General features: G+C 56.5%; 17 protein-coding genes and 3 pseudogenes. 8 read left to right on the top strand and 12 right to left on the bottom strand.

Going from position 1 to position 23,237, the window contains the following annotated elements; all coding sequences use genetic code 11:
* Positions 1-27: 27 nt before the first annotated feature.
* The gene (locus KY496_RS11515; protein WP_219864807.1) at positions 28-783 is read left to right on the top strand and encodes a hypothetical protein; all 756 of its coding nucleotides are present in this window, start codon (positions 28-30) and stop codon (positions 781-783) included.
* 61 nt (positions 784-844) lie between these two features.
* Here the strand turns inward: KY496_RS11515 and KY496_RS11510 are convergent, their stop codons facing one another.
* The 6 genes and pseudogenes from KY496_RS11510 to KY496_RS11485 all read right to left on the bottom strand — a co-directional run bounded on the left by KY496_RS11510 (position 845) and on the right by KY496_RS11485 (position 8,261).
* Positions 845-1,639, bottom strand: coding sequence for a Crp/Fnr family transcriptional regulator (locus KY496_RS11510; RefSeq protein ID WP_040774805.1), 795 nt, complete (start codon positions 1,637-1,639; stop codon positions 845-847).
* Between the two features lie 421 nt (positions 1,640-2,060).
* Positions 2,061-2,366: pseudogene (locus KY496_RS11505) on the bottom strand (response regulator transcription factor); the annotation flags it as partial.
* Positions 2,367-2,552: 186 nt separating this feature from the next.
* A complete protein-coding gene (locus KY496_RS11500) occupies positions 2,553-3,989 on the bottom strand; it encodes a UvrD-helicase domain-containing protein (protein ID WP_219864806.1) in 1,437 nt (478 codons plus the stop codon).
* A complete protein-coding gene (locus tag KY496_RS11495) occupies positions 3,982-5,694 on the bottom strand; it encodes an ATP-dependent endonuclease (RefSeq protein ID WP_219864805.1) in 1,713 nt (570 codons plus the stop codon). The genes KY496_RS11500 and KY496_RS11495 overlap by 8 nt, the downstream gene beginning before the upstream one ends.
* Before the next feature lie 270 nt (positions 5,695-5,964).
* Positions 5,965-6,924, bottom strand: coding sequence for a DUF4435 domain-containing protein (locus KY496_RS11490; protein ID WP_219864804.1), 960 nt, complete (start codon positions 6,922-6,924; stop codon positions 5,965-5,967).
* Positions 6,924-8,261, bottom strand: coding sequence for an AAA family ATPase (locus tag KY496_RS11485; RefSeq protein ID WP_219864803.1), 1,338 nt, complete (start codon positions 8,259-8,261; stop codon positions 6,924-6,926). The genes KY496_RS11490 and KY496_RS11485 overlap by 1 nt, the downstream gene beginning before the upstream one ends.
* A 376-nt stretch (positions 8,262-8,637) precedes the next feature.
* Here KY496_RS11485 and KY496_RS11480 point away from each other — a divergent pair.
* Positions 8,638-9,412, top strand: a pseudogene (locus KY496_RS11480) (IS5 family transposase).
* Positions 9,413-9,712: 300 nt separating this feature from the next.
* Here the strand turns inward: KY496_RS11480 and KY496_RS11475 are convergent.
* The 6 genes and pseudogenes from KY496_RS11475 to KY496_RS11450 form a co-directional block, all read right to left on the bottom strand.
* The gene (locus KY496_RS11475) at positions 9,713-10,114 is read right to left on the bottom strand and encodes a hypothetical protein (RefSeq protein ID WP_219864802.1); all 402 of its coding nucleotides are present in this window, start codon (positions 10,112-10,114) and stop codon (positions 9,713-9,715) included.
* Positions 10,098-12,137, bottom strand: a complete 2,040-nt coding sequence (locus KY496_RS11470; RefSeq protein ID WP_219864801.1) for a hypothetical protein — start codon at positions 12,135-12,137, stop codon at positions 10,098-10,100. Before KY496_RS11470 ends, KY496_RS11475 begins: the two co-directional genes overlap by 17 nt.
* Positions 12,134-14,041, bottom strand: a complete 1,908-nt coding sequence (locus KY496_RS11465) for a hypothetical protein (protein WP_219864800.1) — start codon at positions 14,039-14,041, stop codon at positions 12,134-12,136. Before KY496_RS11465 ends, KY496_RS11470 begins: the two co-directional genes overlap by 4 nt.
* Positions 14,038-15,489, bottom strand: a complete 1,452-nt coding sequence (locus tag KY496_RS11460; protein WP_219864799.1) for a site-specific integrase — start codon at positions 15,487-15,489, stop codon at positions 14,038-14,040. The genes KY496_RS11465 and KY496_RS11460 overlap by 4 nt, the downstream gene beginning before the upstream one ends.
* A 106-nt stretch (positions 15,490-15,595) precedes the next feature.
* Positions 15,596-15,952 (bottom strand): annotated as a pseudogene (locus KY496_RS11455) (response regulator transcription factor); the annotation flags it as partial.
* A gap of 90 nt (positions 15,953-16,042) precedes the next feature.
* Entirely contained in the window at positions 16,043-16,510 is a 468-nt protein-coding gene (locus KY496_RS11450) for a universal stress protein (RefSeq protein ID WP_005662701.1), read from the bottom strand.
* Between the two features lie 378 nt (positions 16,511-16,888).
* Here KY496_RS11450 and KY496_RS11445 point away from each other — a divergent pair, with 378 nt between their 5' ends.
* The 6 genes from KY496_RS11445 to leuB all read left to right on the top strand — a co-directional run bounded on the left by KY496_RS11445 (position 16,889) and on the right by leuB (position 23,229).
* The gene (locus tag KY496_RS11445; protein WP_219864798.1) at positions 16,889-17,764 is read left to right on the top strand and encodes a protein phosphatase CheZ; all 876 of its coding nucleotides are present in this window, start codon (positions 16,889-16,891) and stop codon (positions 17,762-17,764) included.
* A complete protein-coding gene (locus tag KY496_RS11440; RefSeq protein ID WP_219864797.1) occupies positions 17,764-19,644 on the top strand; it encodes a chemotaxis protein CheA in 1,881 nt (626 codons plus the stop codon). Before KY496_RS11445 ends, KY496_RS11440 begins: the two co-directional genes overlap by 1 nt.
* A gap of 248 nt (positions 19,645-19,892) precedes the next feature.
* Complete coding sequence (gene leuC / locus KY496_RS11435) at positions 19,893-21,293, top strand: 3-isopropylmalate dehydratase large subunit (RefSeq protein ID WP_219864796.1); 1,401 nt, start codon at positions 19,893-19,895, stop codon at positions 21,291-21,293.
* A gap of 43 nt (positions 21,294-21,336) precedes the next feature.
* Positions 21,337-21,459, top strand: coding sequence for an entericidin A/B family lipoprotein (locus KY496_RS11430; RefSeq protein ID WP_005662697.1), 123 nt, complete (start codon positions 21,337-21,339; stop codon positions 21,457-21,459).
* Between the two features lie 38 nt (positions 21,460-21,497).
* On the top strand, positions 21,498-22,145 hold the full coding sequence (leuD, locus tag KY496_RS11425; protein ID WP_219864795.1) for a 3-isopropylmalate dehydratase small subunit: 648 nt from the start codon (positions 21,498-21,500) through the stop codon (positions 22,143-22,145).
* A gap of 13 nt (positions 22,146-22,158) precedes the next feature.
* Positions 22,159-23,229 (top strand): 3-isopropylmalate dehydrogenase, encoded by a 1,071-nt coding sequence (gene leuB, locus KY496_RS11420; protein WP_219864794.1) that lies wholly within the window; start codon positions 22,159-22,161, stop codon positions 23,227-23,229.
* The last annotated feature ends 8 nt before the right edge of the window (positions 23,230-23,237 follow it).

Genomic DNA, 23,237 nt, shown 5'->3' with positions numbered 1-23,237 from the left:
GCCGTCTGCCAACCGAAGGAGATTGCCATGAAAAAACGCATCCTGATGTGTTCGCTGGTGGCTGCCCTGGCGCCGGCCGGCATGCTGCTGGCGACGAGCAGCACGGCCCTGGCGCAGACCGCGCCGCCCGGCCGCACCGTGACGCCCGCCATCGAAGGCTTCCACGTCGAGAAGGTCGCGCGCCTGGAGCAGGGCGCCGCCTTGCACTTCCATGTCTACGGCACCCGGAACGCATTGGTGAACGTGACCATCGACGGCGCCACCCGCGGCGTCCAGATGCAGGAAACCGATCCCGGCCAGTACAGCGGCAGCTATGTGATCGGCAACCACGACCGCTTCCAGCCAAACAGCCCGGTGACCGCCGAAATGCGGCTGGGCAGCCAGGTCGCCACCACCGTGCTGCGCGACGGCCTGGTGAGCGGCGCGGCGGCCTCGGCGCAGGCGCAAGAACCGGCGCGGCAACTGGCCTCGAAGGAGGCCGGCGTCGCCAGCGCGGCGCCGGGCGCCGCGCCACCGCCACCGCCGCGCACGACCGAGCGTCCGCGCGTGGCGCGCTACTGCACCAGTTGCGCGGTCGTCGAGAAGGTCGAGATCGTGCGTGAGGCAACCGGGGGGGCGCGGCCACTGGCCAGCGACGTGCAGGCCGCCCAGCGTTACCGGGTAACCGTTCGCTTCGACACCACGGAAGCGACGCAGGCGATCGAATACGACAACAATCCGGGCTACCGCAAGGGCGACCGGGTGCGTGTCAATGACGGGGTGCTGTCGCTCGACAAGGAGTAAGGCAGGCGGCAATGAAGATGCCCGCCTGGGCGGGCATCGTCGTTGGCTTGATGAGGGATGGTTAGACGGTGGCCAGCACCTGGTCGTCACCGGGCTGGTCGAGCTCGGCCTTCTGCTTGGCGCTGCCCTTGGTGCGCGAACGCGAGGGCGGCAGGCGGCGCAGCGTCTTGAGCGATTCGGCATCCTTGATGCCGATGGTGCGCTGGTCGACGGTGATCAGGCCGATTTCGTTGAAGGCCGACAAGGTGCGGCTGACGGTCTCGAGCGTGAGGCCGAGGTAGCTGCCGATCTCGTGGCGCGTCATGCGCAGGTTGAACAGCTTGCTGGAATAACCCATCGCGGCGAAGCGGTCGGCCAGCGAGACCAGGAAGCGGGCCACGCGCGCCTCGGCCGACAGGGCGCCGAGCATGCCGATCATGGTCTGCTCGCGCACCAGTTCGCGGCTCATCACGCCGTACATCATGTTCTCGAGCTCGCTGTGGACGCGACCCAGTGCGGTCAGTTTCTTGAACGGCAGCAGGATCAGGTCGCAGTCGGACAGCGCCACGGCCTCGGAGGCGTAGTGGCGCGTGTGGATGCCGTCGACGCCGAGCATATCGCCCTTCATGGGGAAGCTCAGCACCTGTTCGTTGCCGAATTCGTCGATCAGCACCGTCTTGAGGAAGCCCGAGTTGACGATGTACAGGGTGTCGAAGGCCTGGCCGATCGTGTGCACGCGCTGGCCCGTCTTGAACTGCACGTGCTGGAACAATAATTCTTCGGAGCTCACCGACACGCTGGCTGGAATACGGAGCAGGTCGCACACTTCTTTCAGGTTGGACCAGAGGCGACCCTGGCGCTGGCGTCCGGCTTCCATCGGGGAATGCAGGGTAGGCTGGGTAACGTTGCGTTGATCTGACGGTGGCTGGGACTGCATGCTCATCTCCGGTAAGGAACTCAGGTTTCACGCGACCCCGGCGGCACGGCAGCGTGCGGAAAGCGCGTCTGCCATGCCATGGTTTTATATGGCTGACGCCGTGACTTGGATCGCAAGCAAGTCGAAACGCTGAATTCAGTATGCCAACACGAGTCCGGCACGAATATCAGCGTTGCCTGAATATGTAGGTAGGACAGATGGTGTGGTTGTAGGAATACTCCTACTACCAGGAACGCCGCCCGAATGACGGAAGGTGACACAACAGAAACAGATGGGGTGTGTCCGGGTGTCGGCGCCAGCCTGCGAAAAGAGGCGCGCGCCGCACGAAAACCACGCGCGGCGGTCAAAGGAAATCAGCGAGTCACGCCTTCAGTGGCGACAACAGGCGGTGTGCGACGGCATATTGCACCATTTCGGACAGCGAACTCATGCCCATTTTCTGCATGATGCGGGTCTTGTGGGTGCTGACGGTTTTCACCGACAGGTGCAGGCCGTTGGCGATCTCGGTAATCGACTTGCCGCTGACCAGCAGCGAGAATACCTCGAATTCGCGGTCCGACAACTGTTTGTGCAACAACTGTTCGCTTGGCGCCATGATGTTCAGCGCCAGTTGTTCGGCCACTTCGGTACTGATGTAGGGCCGTCCCGAGGCGACCTTGCGCGCGGTACTGCAAAGTTCGTGAAAATGGACACGGACACGTCATAGGCGGACGGGGCAACCAGACACATTGGTTCCTGTCCATTTTTCGACAAGGAAAAATGGACACGCGCTGAGATACGAGTCCATTTTCTCTGCACGCACTTCAAACACCCTGAGCTTTAGATCCGCGCAAAATAGATTTTCTAACGCCCACTATTTACCTAGAATACCTTTACCGGTGCAAATAAGCGTGAGCGATTTCGACCCACGAGTCATTGCCACATACAAGTCTTTGGCGCTAAGTGAATCGGCATCGAGCACTACCGCATGATCGTACTCAAGCCCTTTTACCAGCAGTGTTGTTGCGATTATTTTTCTGTGGAGAATAGGTCTTCCTGTATGTCTAAGATCACGTTGGTACTGATGCGCGGCCTCGATTAAAGTAGTCGTCTCTCTATCGATCTGGAGTTTCAGTACATTTAGAAAGCGGTACAGCAAGTCTCGCCTGTACGGTGACGTCTCCGGGCAAGCTTGCAACGCAAGGAAGAATGCTCTGAGGTTGTATGCAGACGGTGCGCTGAGATAGAGGTTTGCACTACTCAACACCACGGGATATCTTGTGGTCTTGATTTGCTTGGCCACCTCCCCCTTCTTCGTGCCAGCCGCTAGGGACTTGTCCACTCCTGTAAGGCACTTTTTAGCGAATTCTAAGGCCAGCAAGAACCCATCCTTGACTGTCTTGGCTTTTTCAAACTTTCTAATGAACGAGAAAAGTGCCTTTCCCTCAACTTCTTCAATCGAAGAGAAACGGCCAGCCATTGTCCGGGCAAGGAGGTGTGTCTTATTTTTGGACTCCTGATCGCCGCCATGAATGGCAATAACCGAACTATCGAGCCCAAGGAAATCGCACAGCACCGAATACTGTTTGTTGCCTAAGTACTCTGGCGTTGTGTAATCTCTCTTCACACACGCGGGCACATCGTTCCGAAGGTCAATCTGCTGTCCAAGTTCCAGCTTCTTACGGACCTTCTTTAACCAGGTCCCAAGTTCAGGGGCACCTGCATTATTCCATCGGTGCGGCACCTCTAACTCCCCAAGGCAATTGAAGTGCGGATAGATCTTGAGGTCCCAATCTACAGGCTTTCCGACACTATCAAAGTCAAATATGGCCTGCAACGGATCGCCCAAGATGCGACTTGGCATAAACTGCGCTAACTCAAAAATCAAACCGTGTTGGACGTCAGAGCAATCCTGATACTCATCAACATACACCCCAGAGTAGGTAGACTTGACGATATGGCGAATGAACTCCTTTTTAAGCAATTTCGAGCAGCACACATAAAGCTTTTCCCATTCTTTGCTTGATGGATTCTCGATGTCCCAGCCTGACGTTTTGGGATATGCGAGGCAAAGTCGCAGCGACCAACTGGCAATGGTGTCCAGTTGGAATTTTGCAGCCGGAACACCAAGGTCGTTCATTTTGGTCTTGATAGAAGCCACGCCCGCAAATGTATGCGTCAAAACTAGCTGACGCTGAGTGGAGGCCTTCACCGCCAACGCAATCAAATGGGTTTTGCCAAAGCCAGCTGGGGCAATGACATACCCCTTGGTGGTGCACTTACTTAGCGTGATTGCGAGTTCATCAGACATGTTCTACCCATGTCCAGAACTTGTTCAGTTTCACGGCTAAATCCTTCTTTGCGAATTCGGCGGTTTTGTACGCAGGAGCAATCGCCTTGAACCATAGATCACCTTTGGACACGCTCTTGAACCATTCAGACTTCTTGGCAGCGATGCCGATAGCCTTTCTAAGATTTGCGCTGTCAACCCAATTATCCGTATTTTTATCAAGCTCCAATTTATCTGTCAGCCGTGCCAAAACGTGATCACGTACTGGAACAGAAAATTCACTCTGCGCAAGTTTCAAGCTCGCTTGAATCGCATTCCAAGGTAAATCTTGAATAGCCCGTTCTTCCAGCGATTGCTTGTCGCCCCATACCACCACTGTGATTCCAAGCTCTATCAGCTCAGCCTCGTCTGCAGGAGAGAATTGGTCCGGGGCATCAGCATCAGCGAGCACGGACACGTCATAGCAAAGAGACTTCAGTGCCTTCGCCAGCGCTTTGATCTTAGCCCCTCCCTTGGCGTCAAGAAGTTCAACGCCATGATAGGAAAGCGCGTCCTTGCCTTGTTCAATTTGATGATCGTCAAAACCCCTCACGAAACCAACTTCTGTGGCACCTTCACAGACAACTACTTTCTTCGCTAGGAAGGCTTCTGCATTTAATCTGATCTTGCCTTGAACTTGGTGTTCTTTAAGGCTTTCGTCAGCAGCAGGAATGATCTGCACCATCCCGGCCTTGTTGTGAACGATATGAAGCTCTTTGACAGTAAATTCTCGCAGAACGATAGGCGAATGCGTTGTTAGAAAATACTGCCCACGCTCGTCTTCCCTTATATGCTTAATTAGTCGCGTGATTCGGAAGGGCTCAAGCCCAAATTCAACTTCATCAAACAGGGTAATGTGACCGTCTTCCAACCCCATCTTTTGAATGCCACATAAGAGCATTCTGCGTGATCCCAAACCCAACTGTCGCAATGGAATTTCTCCATCATGGAGCGCAAGGCCTCCCACCTTCAGGTTGATCGCATTAGTGTCCAAGTGAGCCCTATAGGCATCACGAACAGGAACCCCAAGTTCCTTTGCAAGCACCTGCGACTTGGCGGCAGCCGCATCGAAATTTTTCAAATTGACAGCTCTGTGCGCATCAAGCGACGATCGAGTTGTTCGTGAGGTCTTCGCAAGAAGCTCATTCAAGCTCTGTGCTTCTGTAAGCTTAGCGAGCGCGGTGCCATTGGCCCAGGAAAGCTGCTTTTCACTATAGGCACCGATGAGGCCGACGCTCACCTTGTTTCGATCCGCCGTTTTGAAATCTATACCTTCTGGCTTGCCATCGCTCACCACCTGCCACCTCGGTTCCAGATCCTTATTCACCGTCAGCCTTACAGTCAGAATCCGTTCCAGATGGTCATCTGGTTCGGCATGGAGCAAAAGTTTCTTGGCGTCCCAGCCTCGCAAACAGTGTCCATACTTCGTCAACGAGCAGAACTCCTCTGCCAGCTCACCGATAGAAACTTCAATGACGACGGGCTCTTCAACATTGCTCATGTAGAAGTCTGAATCGCTGAAAGCTAAATTCCATTGCGGATAGAAGACGTATCTAATCGCCTCCAGGATTGAGGACTTTGAAGAGTCACCCTTTCCGATCAAACAGAAAATGTCCGCGGTTGGAAGACACCACTCAAGCTTTTTTATTCCCCGAAAATTATTGATCGATATTTTTCTGATTTTCATCGATTCCTCTCAAACTATGTTTATTGTTTGACCCGACAGCGACTAACCGAATTCTGGCGCGGCATCATGAAGCTCGAGACTTAGAGCGCCTAACAAAACCCTGTAGTTGCTCAGCAGGCAACAGCCGAATACACTGAGCAGTGCCGACCGTCCGCGCTCGTCCAAAAGCAGACCTATCCTAGGCATCATTCAGTTTCTCCTGCAGCCTAGATTTACGCTCGCTACCACTATCTTGAGTAGTAGCGAACCGATCTAACAAACCAATGACGTTCAATGTACGCGAGATGGCTCCGGTACAAGCGCAAATGCCGCAAGGAAATCCCTAAGGCACTGGGGAGTTGTCGCGTATTGTGACAATTCAGAAAGACAATTATCTTTCGAAAGGGAAAGTTTCACATTCCCTGGCTTTTCACAGAAAGACGGATTTTTTGAGCATCGATCTTGCTTCAAAATTGAAAGCCAAGTGCGTAGAAAGTCAATCTGCTGCTTACCTCTGAAACTATCGGGCCAAGACTTTTTCGGAAGGGTGATCTTTGCTTCTTCCAGTGCGACATCGTCTATGGCGAGATTTTTAGCATCTTTGAAAACCGTAATGGGATTTTCAACATTATAAACAATAACAATGTCATCTAAACCCACCTGAATAAGATCGGATAGTTTTACATTGCTCAAGTTTAACTTGAATTTTGTTTTCTCATCACGCTCCATTATACGGTGCGCTTTTGCAATGTAATTGAATTCGCTCAACGCGGAGCAGGTTATATCTAAGATTTCCAGATAGGTATATATTATTTTATTAAAGTCCGCAGCTTCATCACCAAACTCAGAAACTCCGAATTCGTTAGCAATTATTTCTCTAATCGCATCAGGAGTTGTGTAAAAATTCTCAATTGAATAAGTTTTTGTGCAGTATAAATTCGTCTTTTTAGAATGATCGGTCCAGTGATCATAGTCCGCATCGATAAAGCAGGCGAAGCGAAAAAATTTGTATAACGGATGTTTCGTTAGAATCTCGTGGACTTCGAGGACTTTTGCCTTTCCGCCAGCATTGACGCCATACCATTTTTCTGCACCTAAAGCAAAACTGACCCTAGGCGAATAATATTTACCATCCTCCCCCTCAAAAACACAAATAAATAAATTCGGGTCTTTTCCAAACGCTCGCGTAATTTCAAGAAATTTTACAGAGTAGGATTGCCCAGCAGCTTGCATTGCAGTGACCCGATCCATTAACGCTCCTTGATATAATGACCCAAATCTACCGCATAACGGCTGAGATCATTCTCAAAAATAAATGGCGAATGTGTAGTGGCGAAAAGGAATCCACAACGTCCAGAGTTCATTACGTCTGGGAGCAAAGTTTTTTGCCATTCAAGGGATAGGGATAATTCGGGTTCGTCAAAAAATATTGCAACATTCGTTTCTCGCTTCAAGTAAAGAGAACAGAATAACGAAATAATCTGTTTTTCTCCAGATGACAAGGTTTCAATATCCACCTCTCGATTATTTTTTCTACGGACAATGCGGACGGATACTAGACTTTCATTGTACTCAAGCTTTTTGTCTCCAAGATAGCGATTACAGACTTCGGTGAATGCTTGAATAGATCTATCGTTCTCTCTCTGTTGTTCGTAAACTTTAACAAGATTCGAAATGAAGTATATTAGGGGATCGTGGCCGTGAAATATGTCGCCAGTTTCGATTAATTTAAGAATCTGTTTTTTTTGTTCAATTTTTACGTTTGCGCCGATCCTATCCAGTACAATTTTGATTGCGTCGGGATCTTGTATGCTTTTCTTTAGGTTTTCGTCAACTTTAAAACCTTCAACAAGTTGACCCAACATTTCTCCATTGACTTTAGAAAACCATTCAACGGACGATGATAGAATTTCCGAGGTTAACTCTTTAATACGGGAGTCGACATCCGCCATTCCAAAATTGATAGTATCATCATATGGGTTATCCGAATTTTCGTTATTTTCACTAGAACTTCTTCGATCGCGAAAATCTTGTTCTACACGACGATATGTAGGAAGGTACAAAACATTGAATCCAAGTTTTTGTCTGATAGATTTTAAAGTATCGCGAGCTTTAGAGATAACTGTACCATTGTTTACGGATTTTCTTATTTCACCTAAGTATTCGTAAAATGCACTGGCTGGGATGTCTATTTTCCTGCGGGCTGCTTGAAATTGGGGAGAAGATCTAAATTCGCCAGGAGATTTTTGCAAAAAGCTTTCAGCTAGCAATACGGCTTCATCCTCACCCAAAATCCGCTTTATATGCTCGAAAAATGGGTTTTTTTCTATCATTTTTCCAGTGAAAGTCAAAGCCTTTTTGTCCACTAAGTATTTTGAACCATCATCGAAATTAACTTCGATGGTTTCAAATGGCAGTTTCCTTAACCTAGTAATATTTCCCGAAGCCAAAGCATACAATGCATTCAATACAGTTGTTTTCCCATAGCCATTCTCTGCAACGATAATCTTGATGTTGTCAAGAAATGGAATATCAATATCCCGTTCGCCGTATAGACCATTTATTTTCAATCGTTGAAGTGAAGGCATAAAAATCCTATTAGTATAATTACTGCTATTTGTTGGAAAATTTACTGGTTTTAAAAAATCCACTAGTATGAGTCTATGATGAGTGGGTTGATGATTGATCCTTGGACCACAATGCATTAGGATACCATCTTGCTTTCGTGCAAAGATCTACAATTATCACCGTGATGTGGCCGAGTCAAACTCATTTCTATTCGAGGCGTCGGCATAGATTTCGTGCTGAGGAATGGCGTGCTCAGCTTCGTGGCAAGCGAGTCCCGTCAAGCGAAGGTCGCTTTGGGTCGATAGCGGACGTACGCTAACCCAGTCAGGGCACTAACATGGCGTGCGCGTTCGTAGACGGACTAATGGCATGGCCTAAGCACTTCTTCCCGGAGAACTGTGGTCCCTTATCGCAGTTCATCTTCCAACCCGTCGGCCATCGCCGAAAGGCGGGCGCCCGCGCATTGATGATCGCGCGGCCTTGACTGGAATCCTGTTTGTTCTCAAGACTGGAATACCGTAGGAGTACCTGCCGCGCGAACTCGGCTGCGGCAGCCGCATGACTTGCTGGCGCCGCCTTCACGAATGGATGCTAGCGGCGTTTGGCAGCGCATCCACGAGGTGATTCTTCGACGGCTCCGAGAGCACGACCAGATCATGTGGGATCGAGCTTGCGTTGACGCTGCAAGCGTACCGGCACCGGCTGGAGGCGAGCACACGGGCCGAAATCCAACTGATCGCGGCAAACTCGGCTGCAAACACCATTTGCTGGTGGATGAGCGTGGGCTTCCCCTAGTGGCCCAGATCCCGGGCGCACAGGTGCACGACTCGCGCTTCCTCATCCCGCTGGTAGAGTCAATCCCAGCAGTTAAGGGGCTGGCAGGCGCGCCCGCAAACGTCCAGGTAAGCTGCATGCCGATCGAGCGTACGGTTCGAGAGCCCATCGGGCTTGGCTGCGCAGTCGGGGCATCGCAGCTCGTATCGCGCGCTACGGCGTCGAGTCGCGCGAAAGGCTTAGTCGGTGGCGTTGGGTCGTCGAGCGAACGTTGGGTTGGCTACACCGCTTCCGCAGATTGCGCATCCGGCATGAGCGGAGATCAGATGTGCACCAGGCTCTCCTGTCGCTTGCCTGCTCGCTCATCTGTTGGCGGTATGTCGAGAGGTTTTGTTAGGCACTCTTATTATCTCGCGCGCTAAAAACGTCAGGATATCAGCTTGCTCAATTGAAAAACTCTCACTTCTTAACCTATGGCAACACCTCACAGTGACCCAGACGGGTGGTCGTGGCTGTTTCGACCGCCGAAGGGCGAACACAGTTCGTCGCGCCCCATCTGAACCGCAACGCATGAGAACGGGGGCGGCGGTCAGTGAGACTAGAAGGTAGTGATGAAAGCATCCATCGTAGTCGAGATACCACCTGCAATGGGGGCTGATAGCTTAGAGTTCACCTAGACCCGCTGCTGAGCCGTCAGTCAAGGCACATCCTGCAGCACCCGCTCCCTACCCGAGGCTAAGATGGTCGGCCCACCCAGCCTTTTAAGTTCCCGTTTCAATTCGAAGTTTTCCTTTAATAGGGAAACTTCCCTCGCTATAGCCTCTTCGTAGAGCACACGATAACGCTCCACCTGCGCCTTGGTCTTGGCTAATTTTTCTTGGCCGTCTGCGGCTGGTGCCACCTGTTCAGCAGCCGCGGCATCGATCGCGAAGATGAGATCAGCAAACAATGCGCGAGACTTCTTGATGCTTCCCTTGCCCCTGCCAGCTTCCAACGAAACAGCATCATTGGTGATCCTTGTACCCTTGGGGGCGCGAAGTGGTCGGTTACCTTTCAGACGGTCCAAGGCTTCGTAGTATTCTTCAAGTGCCGTTGTCAATTTCAGTCCTCTTTTTTGATCTGCTCTGCAGCTCTAACCGCGTGTATGTCGCCACCATGACGCCGAGGTCATCGCTTTCGGAGCGGCCTTCAACGGTCCCCGGATCTAAGCTGCGAACCAAGCTCTCCTGCGCACTAATTACCATGGCAAGTTTGGGCATCTTGATCACAGCCTTGCCGCAGTCTAGGCATGAGACGACAGAGCGCAACGGGCGCTTGTCGCAAGCTTGTACGCTCGTGCAACCGCCAAGTGGAGTTTCACGGAAGGACAGCTCGCCCTTCTTAAATAACTTCACTGTCTTTTCGCGCTCCTCCAGTAGCGCCGCCCCTGTCAGCTGGCCATGCAACTCCACCCAAGTGCCATGCCCGCCAAACAGGCGGTCGTCGCTCAAGAGCACGTTCTTGAAGTAGGCCAAGGCTTCGGATTCAGGCTGCGTCTTTTGCCACTCTACGCCGAAATGACCAGCATGACCGGTAAGCAGGTCCACAGCATATGCGCTTCCGGTCGCATAATACCGAGACATCGCTTCCGTAATGTGTTGCAGCTGTCGACGTAGCGACGGCAGGGTGACCAGGCCAGACCTCGACGCATACAGGGCGAGCGAGCGACGAAACTGGTGTGACGTAAGCGGCCAAAGTCTGCTGACTTCGAATTGCTGTTCGCTTCGCCATGCTCTGTGAGGATCGACCTGCTCCAGTTCGCAAAGATCTTCATCGGTGATGGCCGGCACGATGCGCGTGAAAAGCTCCTTCATGTTAAATGTATCGAGGTGACTACATGCAAAGGTACCCGTCGGTGAGTGCGGGATGACTCCGGCAAAACCAAGGTAGCTGGCACTGACAAAAAGCGGGTATTCGTCGCCGCGCGAGTCCAGCTCCTGGACCGATACACCATTCAGGGCATAAATTATCCGCGCAATAGACTGGGCGCACCGGACCGCATGGGCACCATCCCCACAAGTTACCCACTTCGCACTCTTTGCCGTGCCATTATTGAGTTTCGTAGTCTGGCCTTGTATCTCCAAATGCTCGCGACCATTAGTCCGCCGTTCAGCCAGGCATGAGTAAGTAAGACTCAAGGCTTCGCCGGAGCGCATGCCGGTGAACAATTGGATTTGGAGCTTGCATACCAGCTGCACGTCGCTCAACCCTTTGCCCATTCCCTGCACTGTCTGGACCAAACCCCACTCATTGAAGTAGTCCGTCAGCCGGAATCGAGCGAGTAGGTTTGCAAACTGTTCCTGTGGGCCGGCAATGCTGGAGATTGCGCGATTCCATCTCTGCTGTAAAACAATGCTTCTACCCAGCGTAGGGCTTGCATGACAGGCTTGGACCAGTGCGACATAACGTGCCGAAACGGCATGGAAGGACGTGATGGCGCCGGACAGCCTGGAGATAATCTGCGTATAGATCCTAGTGGGGATCGGTGGGTGCTGTCGCCGTTTTCCCCTGAGGCCGGCGGCCAAGGTTTCAAGTGTGGACACGGCATGGAGACTCACAGGCTTGAATCCAATTGCGCTTTCACCCAGCTCGTGCAGCGTTTTCAGCAGACTTCTTGTGGCAGCGAGGTCAGCGCCGCAGGCCTCGGATATAAATACCCGCATAAGTGCTACATTTTCAATCAAACTAATAATGGACTGTTCGTGACGCAGTGCAAAGCGCCCCATTGTCCTTAAAAGTCGAAGATACGATCGAATAGTGGCCAATGACAACGGTGGGCCATGTCGCAATGCCATCAACACAAACAGGAGCCATCGGATGTCAATGGTGATCGTCCTAGAAATGCCCTGGTCCGCCTCAACTGGACCCAATGTTGTCATGTTGATCCGCGCGGACCGGCTGAGAGGATGATATGCCGAGAAGTCCCATGTGTCGTCACCATACTTCGACGCAGCGCTGCCGTCACGCTTGCGGCTGATAACGAAGTCTGCCGGTGGCGGGCGTTCCTTTGTCCAGCCGTCGAGCGAAACTTCAATTCCATCGCCTGGCTGAATAGCCAAGGTCCTGCGGCTATTGGTCGTCATGCAATCATCCCTAAACTGACTAGCATTTCCATCTTGCGTTCCCAGTACGGGTCGAGTCCGGTTTCGTCTTCTACTTGGGAGCGAACCAGCTCGACAAGGCGCTGATGTTGATCGGACTTTCCGCTAATATGGTTGATGATCGCGTCGATACGTTGGATCACAGGTCCGAACAGATCCTGGAAATGTTGCTGCGAATCTGCCATGTGCTCAGTCTGCAAGATGCAGTGCCGGCAGCTCAAAAGTTTACGTACGTCGGTTTTATCAGCATGCACTGCAAAGTGAGTACAAAACAGACACCCCTCTGGCTGCTTACAATCTGGCTTTATGGCGGTAGCCGACAAATCAGGACTTGGTGAACCAAAGCTAATGCAACTACCAACCGCACTGGTCTTTGCAATTGGCACCGTGGCATCGGTCACTACATTTTCCAACCGGTCGAAATATTGACCAAACTCCAGTGCCGTCTGGGTCTCCGATCCGGCCGCGTAGTGTCGCATGACCGTCCGTTCGGTATTTTGAAGAAGTAATGCGGTAGTGGCCGGGTCAGTATTTCGAATAAGCCAATCAGCCTTTGCGGCACGCCATTGGCGAAGGTTAATCGGCTGGATCTGAGGATCGAGTCGGCGAAGCAATTTGTTGAAACTGTAAACCACATCGAGGTCGATTTGGGCAGGTGCTGCCGGTAGCTTTGACCCAAATGAGAAGAACAGGAACTCAAAAGAAGCCCCACCAAGGAGGTAGTCGCGCAACGCAAGGAACCGCCTGAATAATGGGAGAAAGCCGGCGCCAATCTGGAAAGATACGATCTTGCCGCCAGCACGATATTTAATCGCACGAAAGCCCTGGCGCTCAGGGGAAACCGAAAAATTGTCAGACCAGGCCAGAGCTTCTACTTGAGCCCAGTTCATTCCGGTATGCGCGACAAACAGCATTACAAACGCGTTATGAGCGGTCACAGCCAAGCGCAAGCGTCGATGGTGTCGAGTATCTGCGTTGGCATCGTTCAGCGCCTTGACGGCTAATTTAGCTGCTAGCTTGAAGTCGCCTCGATGCGGTGCAGTGCTTCGGATTTGATCTGCCGTCCGTAGTGATCCATCCGCGTAGTTGAACCCGACGTTGGGCTGACTAGTGGGGGACGGCAACTCACCTTCCCAAGGCAAGTGAAATTTATTGGCAGTCGGAAAAACCCAAACTGCAAGGCTAGCATCATCAGCGCGGGCTGGTAGCGAGAGTAAGAAAGGGAAGGGTTGGGATTCAACGACAAAGTCTGTGAAGCTCGAAAACAGCGCGGAGCAAAGCGCAAGGATCCGACCTTGCTGTGTGTCATCTGGCAGGCCAGTAATTTCCTGGGCGGCTAGTGAGTGCCGCACTTTGCGTACCCCGGCCGATAAATCGTCGATGGCATACAGCCGCGACAGGGTACGGTGGACGCTCCGTTGATAATGTGCGGCGGAATTGACAGACATACTATTCAGGCGCACCCGCTCTCTCAAATATTCCACGTATGCTGCAAATGCGTCTCTAGCGTCATTAACTTCCCCTAGCACATCTGGCAGTCCACTGGAATCGGCCCAGTCCAGAAATCGACAGAAGTTTCTGGCATTGAAAAACACGGTACGAGATGCGGCCCCGAGGCGCAGGTCATCTGACATTTCCTGGATCACGCTTCGGATTTGTTTAGTGCGCGCCAATATCAGGCTCGATAAGTCAACAGACCGACCACCATGAAGTTGAAGCCTCATTTTCCCTGAAGGATGCCGCCTCAGATAGCACGACGCGCCAAGATCAACAGCCCCTTCGCTCCCAGGCGCAACCACCATTGCATTCTCAGGGCGTAAGATGAACAACTCGACTGGCATCGGCAGTTCGATAAGTTCTACCTGCCTCTTCACGAACTGAGTCATAACTCGCCATCAATAACGGTATTGATCAAGTGCTGTAGGTGCTGATCATAACCCTGTTGTACCCGTTCAACCATTGCCGCGTGCTGGCGGAATTGCAAGTACAAATCAGTCGTCGCTGAGCTCTCATGACCCATCCTAACTTTCACGAACTCGCGCACCTGATGAAGAGTCACCTTGCCGCTTCGCGCAATGGCCAGCTGGTGATCAGTGAGATTCATCCCGAACGATGCCCGGAGATCATGAAACCGATAATAAAATGACCGACCAAGCCTTCTGCATACTGCAGGGATAACGAATTCGCGGATGTATTGTCTCACCGCTTGGCCATGCTTCTCATGGCGGAGCGTTGAGGCGTCATTAAAGCGATTCTGGTCCACCTTGGACGAATACATGGGAACGCCACGAGACGATAAGAATAGATACTGGTCTGATGTATCGCTACCCGCGCGAATTCGGCGCTTTGTAGCTCGCGGGCTCGCTGCGTAGATGCGCAACTTCTCATACAGCCAAGCAGGAATATGCAAAACCATGCGCTTCCCATTCTTCGTGTCTATCGAGGTGCCTGGGCCAACCGGAAGGCGAAACTCTTTAACAGCTGGTGGAAGTTCAGACTGGAAGTACCGTGCGCGCAGAGTGAGTGCTGTTTGTATGCGCGCCCCAGTAAAGAGCGCAAATATGTGTAACAAGGTCATTTCGGTATTGCCAAGATCCAGCAATGAATCTAGCAAGTGCTGCTGTTCATCGATCGGCAATGGGCGCAGCTTCCCGCCATCCTCGATGGTTCCTGTATAAGGGTCATTCTGGACGGGAACCCGCACACCAATATCTGTGGCCACAACCACCTTTGACCGCCGAAAGCCGACGTCATTATTCAGCTGAATGTAGACGTCGTGCTCTTCCCAGGGCGGGTTGTCAGGAACGAATACATTCTCCGCCGATAGCCATCTGTAGAATCCGATGACTGTGGATATACGCCGGCGGGCGGTCGTCGGAGCTATCTCGCCCGCCATGATCCTTTGCTGCAGGTAGGCTCGGTAGCGGTAGGTTGGCCGCAATAGCCGGCGCCGCGGAAATGCTTTGTAGTCGAGACCGTCTTCCTCCAGGAAGCGATAAAACGCAGCTAGGTCGTCGGCGATACCATGGTAAGTGGTCATGGATGGCGAAAGCACACCCTCGATGCGCGCAAGCAGATACAGGTTGGCGTCAGCCCAAGGGGCACCGGCGCCATCAAGAACAACCGGCATGAGGTTGTAGGAATACGAGGACCCCGTTTGGGAATATGCTACAGGCCGGGCAGATGGGCGAAAGAAATAGCCAGTACTTTCCGCCCCGGTGGGTGTTATAACGCGTTCCGTTGCGCCTGGTTCATCACATGCACAAACCTCCGTGAGTGTGAATCGTGGAAGGACGATTTTCGATGCGAGCGATCTTGCCTTTTCGTCGGTCATGACGGGAGTATTCGCTTTTGAATGTTGGCGGCTCGGTTTAAGGATAGGTCATCTCTACGAGCCTGTCCATTTTACGATAACCGCCAAGTCAAGGCGTCTAGAGGAAACTTATGCGTAGGATCGCCCCCACCAGTTGCGTGCCGGCGCTTTCCTTGGTGAGATAGCCCTGGGCGCCGGCCCGGATCGCGCGCACCGCGTACTGCTCTTCTTCGTGCATGGTCAGGATCAGGATGGCCAGCTTGGGCGCTTCGCTGCGCACCTGCCGGATCAGGTCGACGCCGCTGCGGCCGGGCATGGACAGGTCGAGCAGCAGCAGGTCGAAACCGCCCTGGCGTACCAGCGACAAGACTTCGAAGCCATTGGTGGCTTCGCCCACGATGTCGACTTCCTCGGCGCCGTCCAGGATGCGCTTGAGGCCTTCGCGCATGATCGTGTGGTCATCGGCGATGACGATTCTTACCATTATCGTTTCCTCGAGCCTGAAGCGGTTTCCTACCCTGATCAGCAAAAAAACTATTGTAGCTGTAAATACAAGAGCGCGTGGGCGGCGGGGTCAGGAAGCCGCCGGCTCGGCGATCAGGCGGTGCACCAGCACCGGCTTGGTCGTATGCGACAACACCTTGTTGGTGACGCTGCCCAGCAGCAGCTGGTTCCAGCCGCTGCGGCCGTGCGAGCCCATGAAGATCAGGTCGCAGCCTTCCTGCTCGGCGACGTCGACGATCTTGAGCGCCGCCGAATCGGAAAACGCCGTCATGCATTGGTACTGGAGATTGGCGCCGGCGCAGGAGCGCGTGATCTTGCCCATGTATTCCTCGCCCATGCGCCGCATCTGGGCGATGTAATCCTCTTCGCTGGGATAGGAGGGCGGGATGATCTCGACGTAGACGGGGTACTGGTACTCGGGAGCGACGAACAGGGCCAGCACCTCGGCGCCCATCTGCTGCGCGAATTTGACGCCGGCGCAGGCGGTGTGCTGCGACACGGCCGAACCGTCGGTGGTGATCAGGATCTTGCGGTACATGATGTTTCCTCCTCCTTGCCACGCCCATTCTGACGACTCAGTGCAGGATGGCGATTTCTGAGACGCAAACAGTTGAGGTCTATCAAATGAACAAACACTGCTGCGCTGCGACGGGAAAACCGACCTACGATTACAAAATACAACACCATGCTTATGAAAAGCATCAGGAACACCCGGTTTTAATTGTCGCGGAATTAAGTTTCCCTGTCCATTTTGTTGCATTGCCTTCTCTGAGATTTACCTACGGCAACCACACTGCTACACTCGCTTCAATTACTCCACCGCACTTTTTACGGCCGAACCGGCCCGGTGGATGCAGCAGAACCCCCGGATTGCAGAGCTGATTGCACATTTATACATTATGGAGAAGCAGGGATTATGACCGACGCCGCTGACGATTTCGACGCACTATTCGAGGAAGTGGCGGCGCAGCGCACCAGCGCACCGCCCGGCCCCTCCGCCGCGGCCGAGCCGGCCCTGGCCGCGGCCAGCAACGACGAGGACGACCTGGAATCCTTGTTCGACCAGGTGTCCGCCACCGCCGCGCCGGCTGTCGCCGCCGTGGCCGCCACTGCCGCGGTCGCCACCGTGGCGCCGGCCGCCGCACCGGCCGCTGGAACGCATGCCGACGACGGCCACGAAAACGGCATGTTCGAGCGCCTGGGCGGCATCGTTCGCCTGCTGCACGACTCGCTGCGCGAGCTGGGCTACGACAAGGCGCTGACCGAGGCGTCGTCGCAGATTGTCGACGCCCAGGACCGCCTGGAATACGTCGCCACGCTGACCGAACAGGCCGCCAACAAGGTGCTCAATACCCTGGACGAGGGCATGCCCGCGCAAGACCAGCTGCAAAAGCAGGCCAAGGACATGGAGACCCGCTGGGCCGACCTGTTCGAGGGCAAGCTGAGCCTGGACGAATTCAAGGCCCTGGCCGGCGATTCGCGCCAGTTCGCCGCGCTGGTCAACGAAGCGACCGAAGCCGAACGGGCGCGCCTGCTCGAGATCATGATGGCCCAGGACTTCCAGGACATCACCGGCCAGCTGATCAAGAAAGTGGTCAAGATCACGCAGACCGTCGAAAGCGAGCTGGCTCAGCTGCTGCGCGACCACGCGCCGGCCGATATCAAGGAAAAACTGGCCAAGAAAGAACAGCCGGCGGCCGCTCCGGCGCCGCTGATGCAGGGCCCGTCGGTGCCGGACGCGGCGCTGAACCAGGACAATGTTGACGATCTTCTTGCCGATCTGGGATTCTAATGGACGATATGCTGAAGGATTTCGTCGTCGAGGCGATGGATCTGGCGGTAAACGTAGAAGAGCACCTGCTGCGCCTCGAACGCGACCCCGATAACAAGGAAACGCTGAACGCGGTGTTCCGCTCGTTCCACACGATCAAGGGCGGCGCCGGTTTCATGGGCCTGCCGGCGCTGGTGGCGGCCTGCCACCTGACCGAGAACCTGTTCGACGCGCTGCGCACCGGCGCCGCGCCGGTGACGCCGCTCGCGGTCGAGGCCGCGCTGCAGGCGTCGGGCTTCGTTGCCGACCAGCTGGGTGACCTGAACAACGGCACGCCGCCGGAAGGCCTGGCGCAGATGCCGGGCGACCTCGAACGCATCCTGATGGATGCGATCGAAGGCAAGGACAGCGCTCCGGCGGCTGCCGCACCGGCGCCGGTCGCCGCGGTGGCGGCTGCGGTTGCCCCGGAAACCGTGCCTGCCGCCGCGCCCGCCGCCGGCGAGGATGGCCTGGACTGGACCGGCATGTACAACGCCGTGGTCCCGGCCGCGAACGCGATCGACGCGAGCGCCGCAACCGCGGCTGCTCCTGCTGCCCCCGCTGCCGCCGCGGTGGCCGTCGCCGCCCCGGTTGCCGCCCCTGCCGCTGCCGCGCCCGCCAAGAATTGGGACGGCGTCGAGCGCCGCACCGACACCAAGCCCGCCGCCGCCGCGCCGGCCAAGGACGAAAGCATCCGTATCGACGCGGTCAAGCTCGACGCGCTGCTCGAAGTGGCAGGCGAGTCGGTGCAGGCCGCCAACCAGGCCGCCGTGCTGCTGGAACGCCTGCAGCAGTTCAAGTTCGAAGGCCAGGCCGCCGTGCTGATCGCCACGCTCACCGAAACCCTGGAGCGCGCCTCGCGCTACTCGGCCGAGCTGCAGCGCGCCACGCTGGCGACCCGCATGCAGCCGGTGGGCCGCCTGTTCCAGAAATTCCCGCGCCTCGTGCGCGAGCTGGCAAAAGACCTGGGCAAGGACGTCGAGCTGACCATCGAAGGCGCCGAGACCGAAGTCGACCGCGTGGTGGTGGACAGCCTGTACGATCCGCTGGTGCACATGCTGCGTAACGCGCTCGACCACGGCGTCGAATCGCCCGAGGAACGCGTCGCCGCCGGCAAGCCGGCCAAGGCCTTCATCCTGCTGAAAGCCTGGCAGGAGGCCAACAGCGTCATGATCGTGCTGCAGGACGACGGCAAGGGCATGGACCCGGTCAAGCTGCGCAAGAAGGCGGTCGACAAGGGGCTGATCGGCGAGAACGGCGCCCAGAGCGACGAAGACGCGTACCAGCTCGTGTTCCTGCCGGGCTTCTCGACCAAGGAAGTGGCTTCCTCGGTGTCGGGCCGCGGCGTGGGCATGGACGTGGTCAAGACGGCGGTCGAGAAGAACCGCGGCGCCATCCGTATCGAATCCTCGCTGGGCAAGGGCACGCGCTTCGCGATCCGCCTGCCGATCGAGCTGTCGATCGTGCCGACCATGCTGGTGTCGACCTCGGGCGCGCAACTGGCGCTGCCGATGGCCGTCGTCGAGCGCGTGGTCGAGCTGCCGGACGATTTCGCCTGCGTCGGCGGCGCCCCGGTGCTGAAGGACCAGGGCCGCCCGCTGCCGGTGCGTTCGCTGGCGCTGGCGCTGGGCTACGAGGCCGCTTCCGAGAAGGTCGGCATCGTCATCAACGCGCCGCAGCCTTACATCCTGGCGATGGAAGCGGTGGACGGCACCGCCGACCTGGTGATCAAGCCGATGACCGCGCTGACGGTCGAAGGCATCACCGGCACCGCGCGCTCGGCCGAGGGCGAGCTGGTGCTGGTCGTTGGCCTGTCGTTCCTGATGGATGGCTGCCGCAGCAGCGTCAGGCTCGCAGCCTGAGGTAATTCGCAATATCGCGATCCGCGCCAAAAGCGCAGACAAAAGCCTGTGTCCTCGACACAGGCTTTTTTTATTTGCATCCAGCAAACCCCTTGCAAATATTATTTGCTGCGTGGTAAGGTCGTTGGCATAAACTGGCGCTGCCCCGCCTTGGTGCGGCACTGCACAACTATGGCATAATCGAAAACCGTCCCGCCTGTCGCACGATGGCGGGCCGCGCCTCACTTCACCGCAACACTGGATCGACCATGCAAAAAACGCTCTACGACAAACTCTGGGATTCCCATGTCGTGCGTGCCGACGCCGATGGCACCACAGTCCTCTATATCGACCGCCACCTGGTGCACGAAGTCACCAGCCCGCAAGCCTTCGACGGCCTGCGCGAAGCAGGCCGTGGACTATGGCGCGTGTCCGCGAACCTGGCCGTGGCCGACCACAACGTGCCGACCACCGACCGCGCGCAAGGCATCGCGGACCCGACCTCGCGCCTGCAGGTCGAGACGCTCGACGCCAACACCAAAGCGTTCGGCCTGACCTATTTCGACATGAACGACAAGCGCCAGGGCATCGTGCACGTGATCGGGCCGGAGCAGGGCGCGACCCTGCCGGGCATGACCGTCGTCTGCGGCGATTCGCACACCTCGACCCACGGCGCCTTCGGCTGCCTGGCGCACGGCATCGGCACTTCGGAGGTCGAGCACGTGCTGGCCACGCAGACCCTGCTGGCCAAGAAATCGAAGTCGATGCTGGTCAAGGTCGAGGGCGCGCTGAACGCCGGCGTGACCGCCAAGGACATCGTGCTGGCCGTGATCGGCAGGATCGGCACCGCCGGCGGCACCGGCTACGCCATCGAATTCGGCGGCTCGACCATCCGCGCGCTGTCGATGGAAGGCCGCATGACGGTCTGTAATATGGCGATCGAAGCGGGCGCGCGCGCCGGCATGGTGGCGGTCGACGACACCACGATCGCCTACGTCAAGGATCGTCCGTTCTCGCCCAGGGGCGAGCAGTGGAGCCAGGCCGTGGCCTACTGGCGCACCCTGCACACGGACGAGGGCGCCGTGTTCGACACCGTGGTCGAACTCGACGCCAAGGACATCCAGCCGCAGGTCACCTGGGGCACCTCGCCCGAGATGGTCACCGCGATCGACGGCCGCGTGCCCGATCCGCAAAATGAATCCGACCCGGTGCGCCGCGGCGCCATCGAAAAGGCGCTGGCCTATATGGACCTGGCGCCGAACACCCCGATCGACGCCATCGCGATCGACAAGGTATTCATCGGCTCGTGCACCAATTCGCGCATCGAAGACCTGCGCGCCGCCGCCGAGGTGGTGCGCGGCCGGCACCGCGCGCCGAACGTCAAGCTGGCCATGGTGGTGCCGGGTTCGGGCCTGGTCAAGGAGCAGGCCGAGCGCGAAGGGCTGGACCGCATCTTCGTCGATGCCGGCTTCGAATGGCGCGAGCCGGGCTGCTCGATGTGCCTGGCGATGAACGCCGACCGCCTGGAGCCGGGCGAGCGCTGCGCCTCGACCTCGAACCGCAACTTCGAAGGCCGCCAGGGCCAGGGCGGACGCACCCACCTGGTGTCGCCGGCGATGGCGGCGGCGGCGGGCATTGCCGGCCGCTTTGTCGACGTACGTGCGCTCTGACGCGTTAACAGGACACGACCGTATATCAAGTAACAGGAAGATCATGAAAAAAGCACTCGCACTGTCCCTCATCACTGTTCTGCTGGCCGGCTGCAACACCATCTCGGGCATCGGCCGCGACGTGTCGAAAGTGGGCCAGGTCGTCACCAGCGCTGGTGGTAAATAATTAAACTTGGGTCCCCGCCTGCGCGGGGATGACGTTAAATGGACAAATTCACCGTACACCAGGGCCTGGTGGCGCCGCTCGACCGCGCCAATGTCGATACCGACGCCATCATCCCCAAGCAGTTCCTGAAATCGATCCGCCGCACCGGCTTCGGTCCCAACCTGTTCGACGAGTGGCGCTACCTGGACCACGGCGAGCCGGGCCAGGATTGCAGCACGCGTCCGGTCAATCCGGACTTCGTGCTGAACCAGCCGCGCTACGCCGGCGCCTCGATCCTGCTGACCCGCAAGAACTTCGGCTGCGGCTCCTCGCGCGAGCACGCGCCGTGGGCGCTGCAGCAGTTTGGTTTCCGCGCCGTGGTCGCGCCGAGCTTCGCCGACATCTTCTTCAACAACTGCTTCAAGATCGGCCTGCTGCCGATCGCGCTCTCCGAAGAAGAAGTCGAAGCGCTGTTCCAGGCGGTCGAAGCCAACCCCGGCTTCCAGCTCGTGATCGATCTGGAAAAGCAGCGTATCGGCAGCGCCGATGGCAGCCTGTCGTTCGCTTTCGCCATCGACGAGTTCCGCAAGTACTGCCTGCTCGACGGCTTGGACGACATCGGCCTGACCCTGCGCCATGCGGACGAGATCCGCGCCTTCGAGCAACGCCACGTCGCGGCCCAGCCGTGGCTCGCCAACACCATCTGAAGAAAGCAGCTGAATGAAAATCGCGATCCTGCCGGGTGACGGCATCGGCCCGGAGATCACCGCGCAAGCAGTGAAGGTATTGAACGCCCTCGGCGAATCGTTCGAGATGGAAAGCGCGGAAGTCGGCGGCGCCGGCTATGCGGCCCACGGCCATCCGCTGCCGGAAGGCACCCTGAAGCTGGCGAAACAGGCCGATGCGGTGCTGTTCGGCGCCGTCGGCGACTACAAGTACGACACGCTCGAGCGCGCGCTGCGTCCGGAACAGGCCATCCTCGGCCTGCGCCGCGAGTTGAATCTGTTCGCCAACCTGCGTCCGGCGATCCTGTATCCGGAACTGGCCGGCGCCTCGACCCTGAAGCCCGAAGTCGTCTCTGGCCTCGACATCCTGATCATCCGCGAACTGACCGGCGACATCTATTTCGGCAAGCCGCGCGGCGTGCGCGAGTGCCCGGACGGCCCGTTCAAGGGCCAGCGCGAAGGCTTCGACACGATGCGCTACGCCGAAGGCGAGATCCGCCGCATCGCCCACGTCGCCTTCCAGGCCGCCAGGAAACGCGGAAACCGAGTGACCAGCGTCGACAAGGCGAACGTGCTGGAAACCTTCCAGTTCTGGCGCGACATCGTCACCGAGGTACACCAGGAATACCAGGACGTCGCGCTCGAACACATGTATGTCGATAACGCGGCAATGCAGCTGGTTCGCGCCCCGAAAAAGTTCGATGTGATCGTTACTGGTAATATGTTCGGCGATATCTTGTCGGATGCCGCCGCGATGCTCACCGGTTCGATCGGCATGCTGCCGTCGGCCTCGCTCGACGCCAGCAATAAAGGCTTGTACGAACCGTCGCACGGCTCGGCGCCCGACATCGCGGGCCAGGGCGTGGCCAATCCATTGGCGACGATCCTGTCGGCGGCGATGATGCTGCGCTTCTCGCTCGGTCTGACCGAACAGGCGGACCGCATCGAGAACGCCGTCAAGCGCGTGCTGGCGCAAGGGCTGCGTACGCCGGATATTTTCGAAGCAGGTTCCACGAAAGTGGGCACCGAAGAGATGGGCAACGCGGTGGTCGCGGCGCTCTCATAAAGTACTCT

Origin of the sequence: Massilia sp. NP310 (genome assembly GCF_019443485.1) — a bacterium.
Classification (GTDB): Bacteria; Pseudomonadota; Gammaproteobacteria; order Burkholderiales; family Burkholderiaceae_D; genus Telluria; species Telluria timonae.
The sequence above is the reverse complement of the archived record's forward strand: the minus strand, read 5'-3'. Positions and strand labels throughout refer to the sequence as shown.

Bases quoted from the DNA above. Each gene is read 5' to 3' on its own strand.
- KY496_RS11440 (WP_219864797.1), top strand. From the start codon at position 17,764: ATGGACGATATGCTGAAGGATTTCGTCGTCGAGGCGATGGATCTGGCG.
- leuC (WP_219864796.1), top strand. From the start codon at position 19,893: ATGCAAAAAACGCTCTACGACAAACTCTGGGATTCCCATGTCGTGCGT.
- KY496_RS11460 (WP_219864799.1), bottom strand. From the start codon at position 15,489: ATGACCGACGAAAAGGCAAGATCGCTCGCATCGAAAATCGTCCTTCCA.
- KY496_RS11450 (WP_005662701.1), bottom strand. From the start codon at position 16,510: ATGTACCGCAAGATCCTGATCACCACCGACGGTTCGGCCGTGTCGCAG.
- KY496_RS11430 (WP_005662697.1), top strand. From the start codon at position 21,337: ATGAAAAAAGCACTCGCACTGTCCCTCATCACTGTTCTGCTGGCCGGC.
- KY496_RS11445 (WP_219864798.1), top strand. From the start codon at position 16,889: ATGACCGACGCCGCTGACGATTTCGACGCACTATTCGAGGAAGTGGCG.
- KY496_RS11510 (WP_040774805.1), bottom strand. From the start codon at position 1,639: ATGGAAGCCGGACGCCAGCGCCAGGGTCGCCTCTGGTCCAACCTGAAA.
- KY496_RS11495 (WP_219864805.1), bottom strand. From the start codon at position 5,694: ATGAAAATCAGAAAAATATCGATCAATAATTTTCGGGGAATAAAAAAG.
- leuB (WP_219864794.1), top strand. From the start codon at position 22,159: ATGAAAATCGCGATCCTGCCGGGTGACGGCATCGGCCCGGAGATCACC.
- KY496_RS11485 (WP_219864803.1), bottom strand. From the start codon at position 8,261: ATGCCTTCACTTCAACGATTGAAAATAAATGGTCTATACGGCGAACGG.
- KY496_RS11490 (WP_219864804.1), bottom strand. From the start codon at position 6,924: ATGGATCGGGTCACTGCAATGCAAGCTGCTGGGCAATCCTACTCTGTA.
- KY496_RS11500 (WP_219864806.1), bottom strand. From the start codon at position 3,989: ATGTCTGATGAACTCGCAATCACGCTAAGTAAGTGCACCACCAAGGGG.
- KY496_RS11470 (WP_219864801.1), bottom strand. From the start codon at position 12,137: ATGACGACCAATAGCCGCAGGACCTTGGCTATTCAGCCAGGCGATGGA.
- leuD (WP_219864795.1), top strand. From the start codon at position 21,498: ATGGACAAATTCACCGTACACCAGGGCCTGGTGGCGCCGCTCGACCGC.
- KY496_RS11465 (WP_219864800.1), bottom strand. From the start codon at position 14,041: ATGACTCAGTTCGTGAAGAGGCAGGTAGAACTTATCGAACTGCCGATG.
- KY496_RS11515 (WP_219864807.1), top strand. From the start codon at position 28: ATGAAAAAACGCATCCTGATGTGTTCGCTGGTGGCTGCCCTGGCGCCG.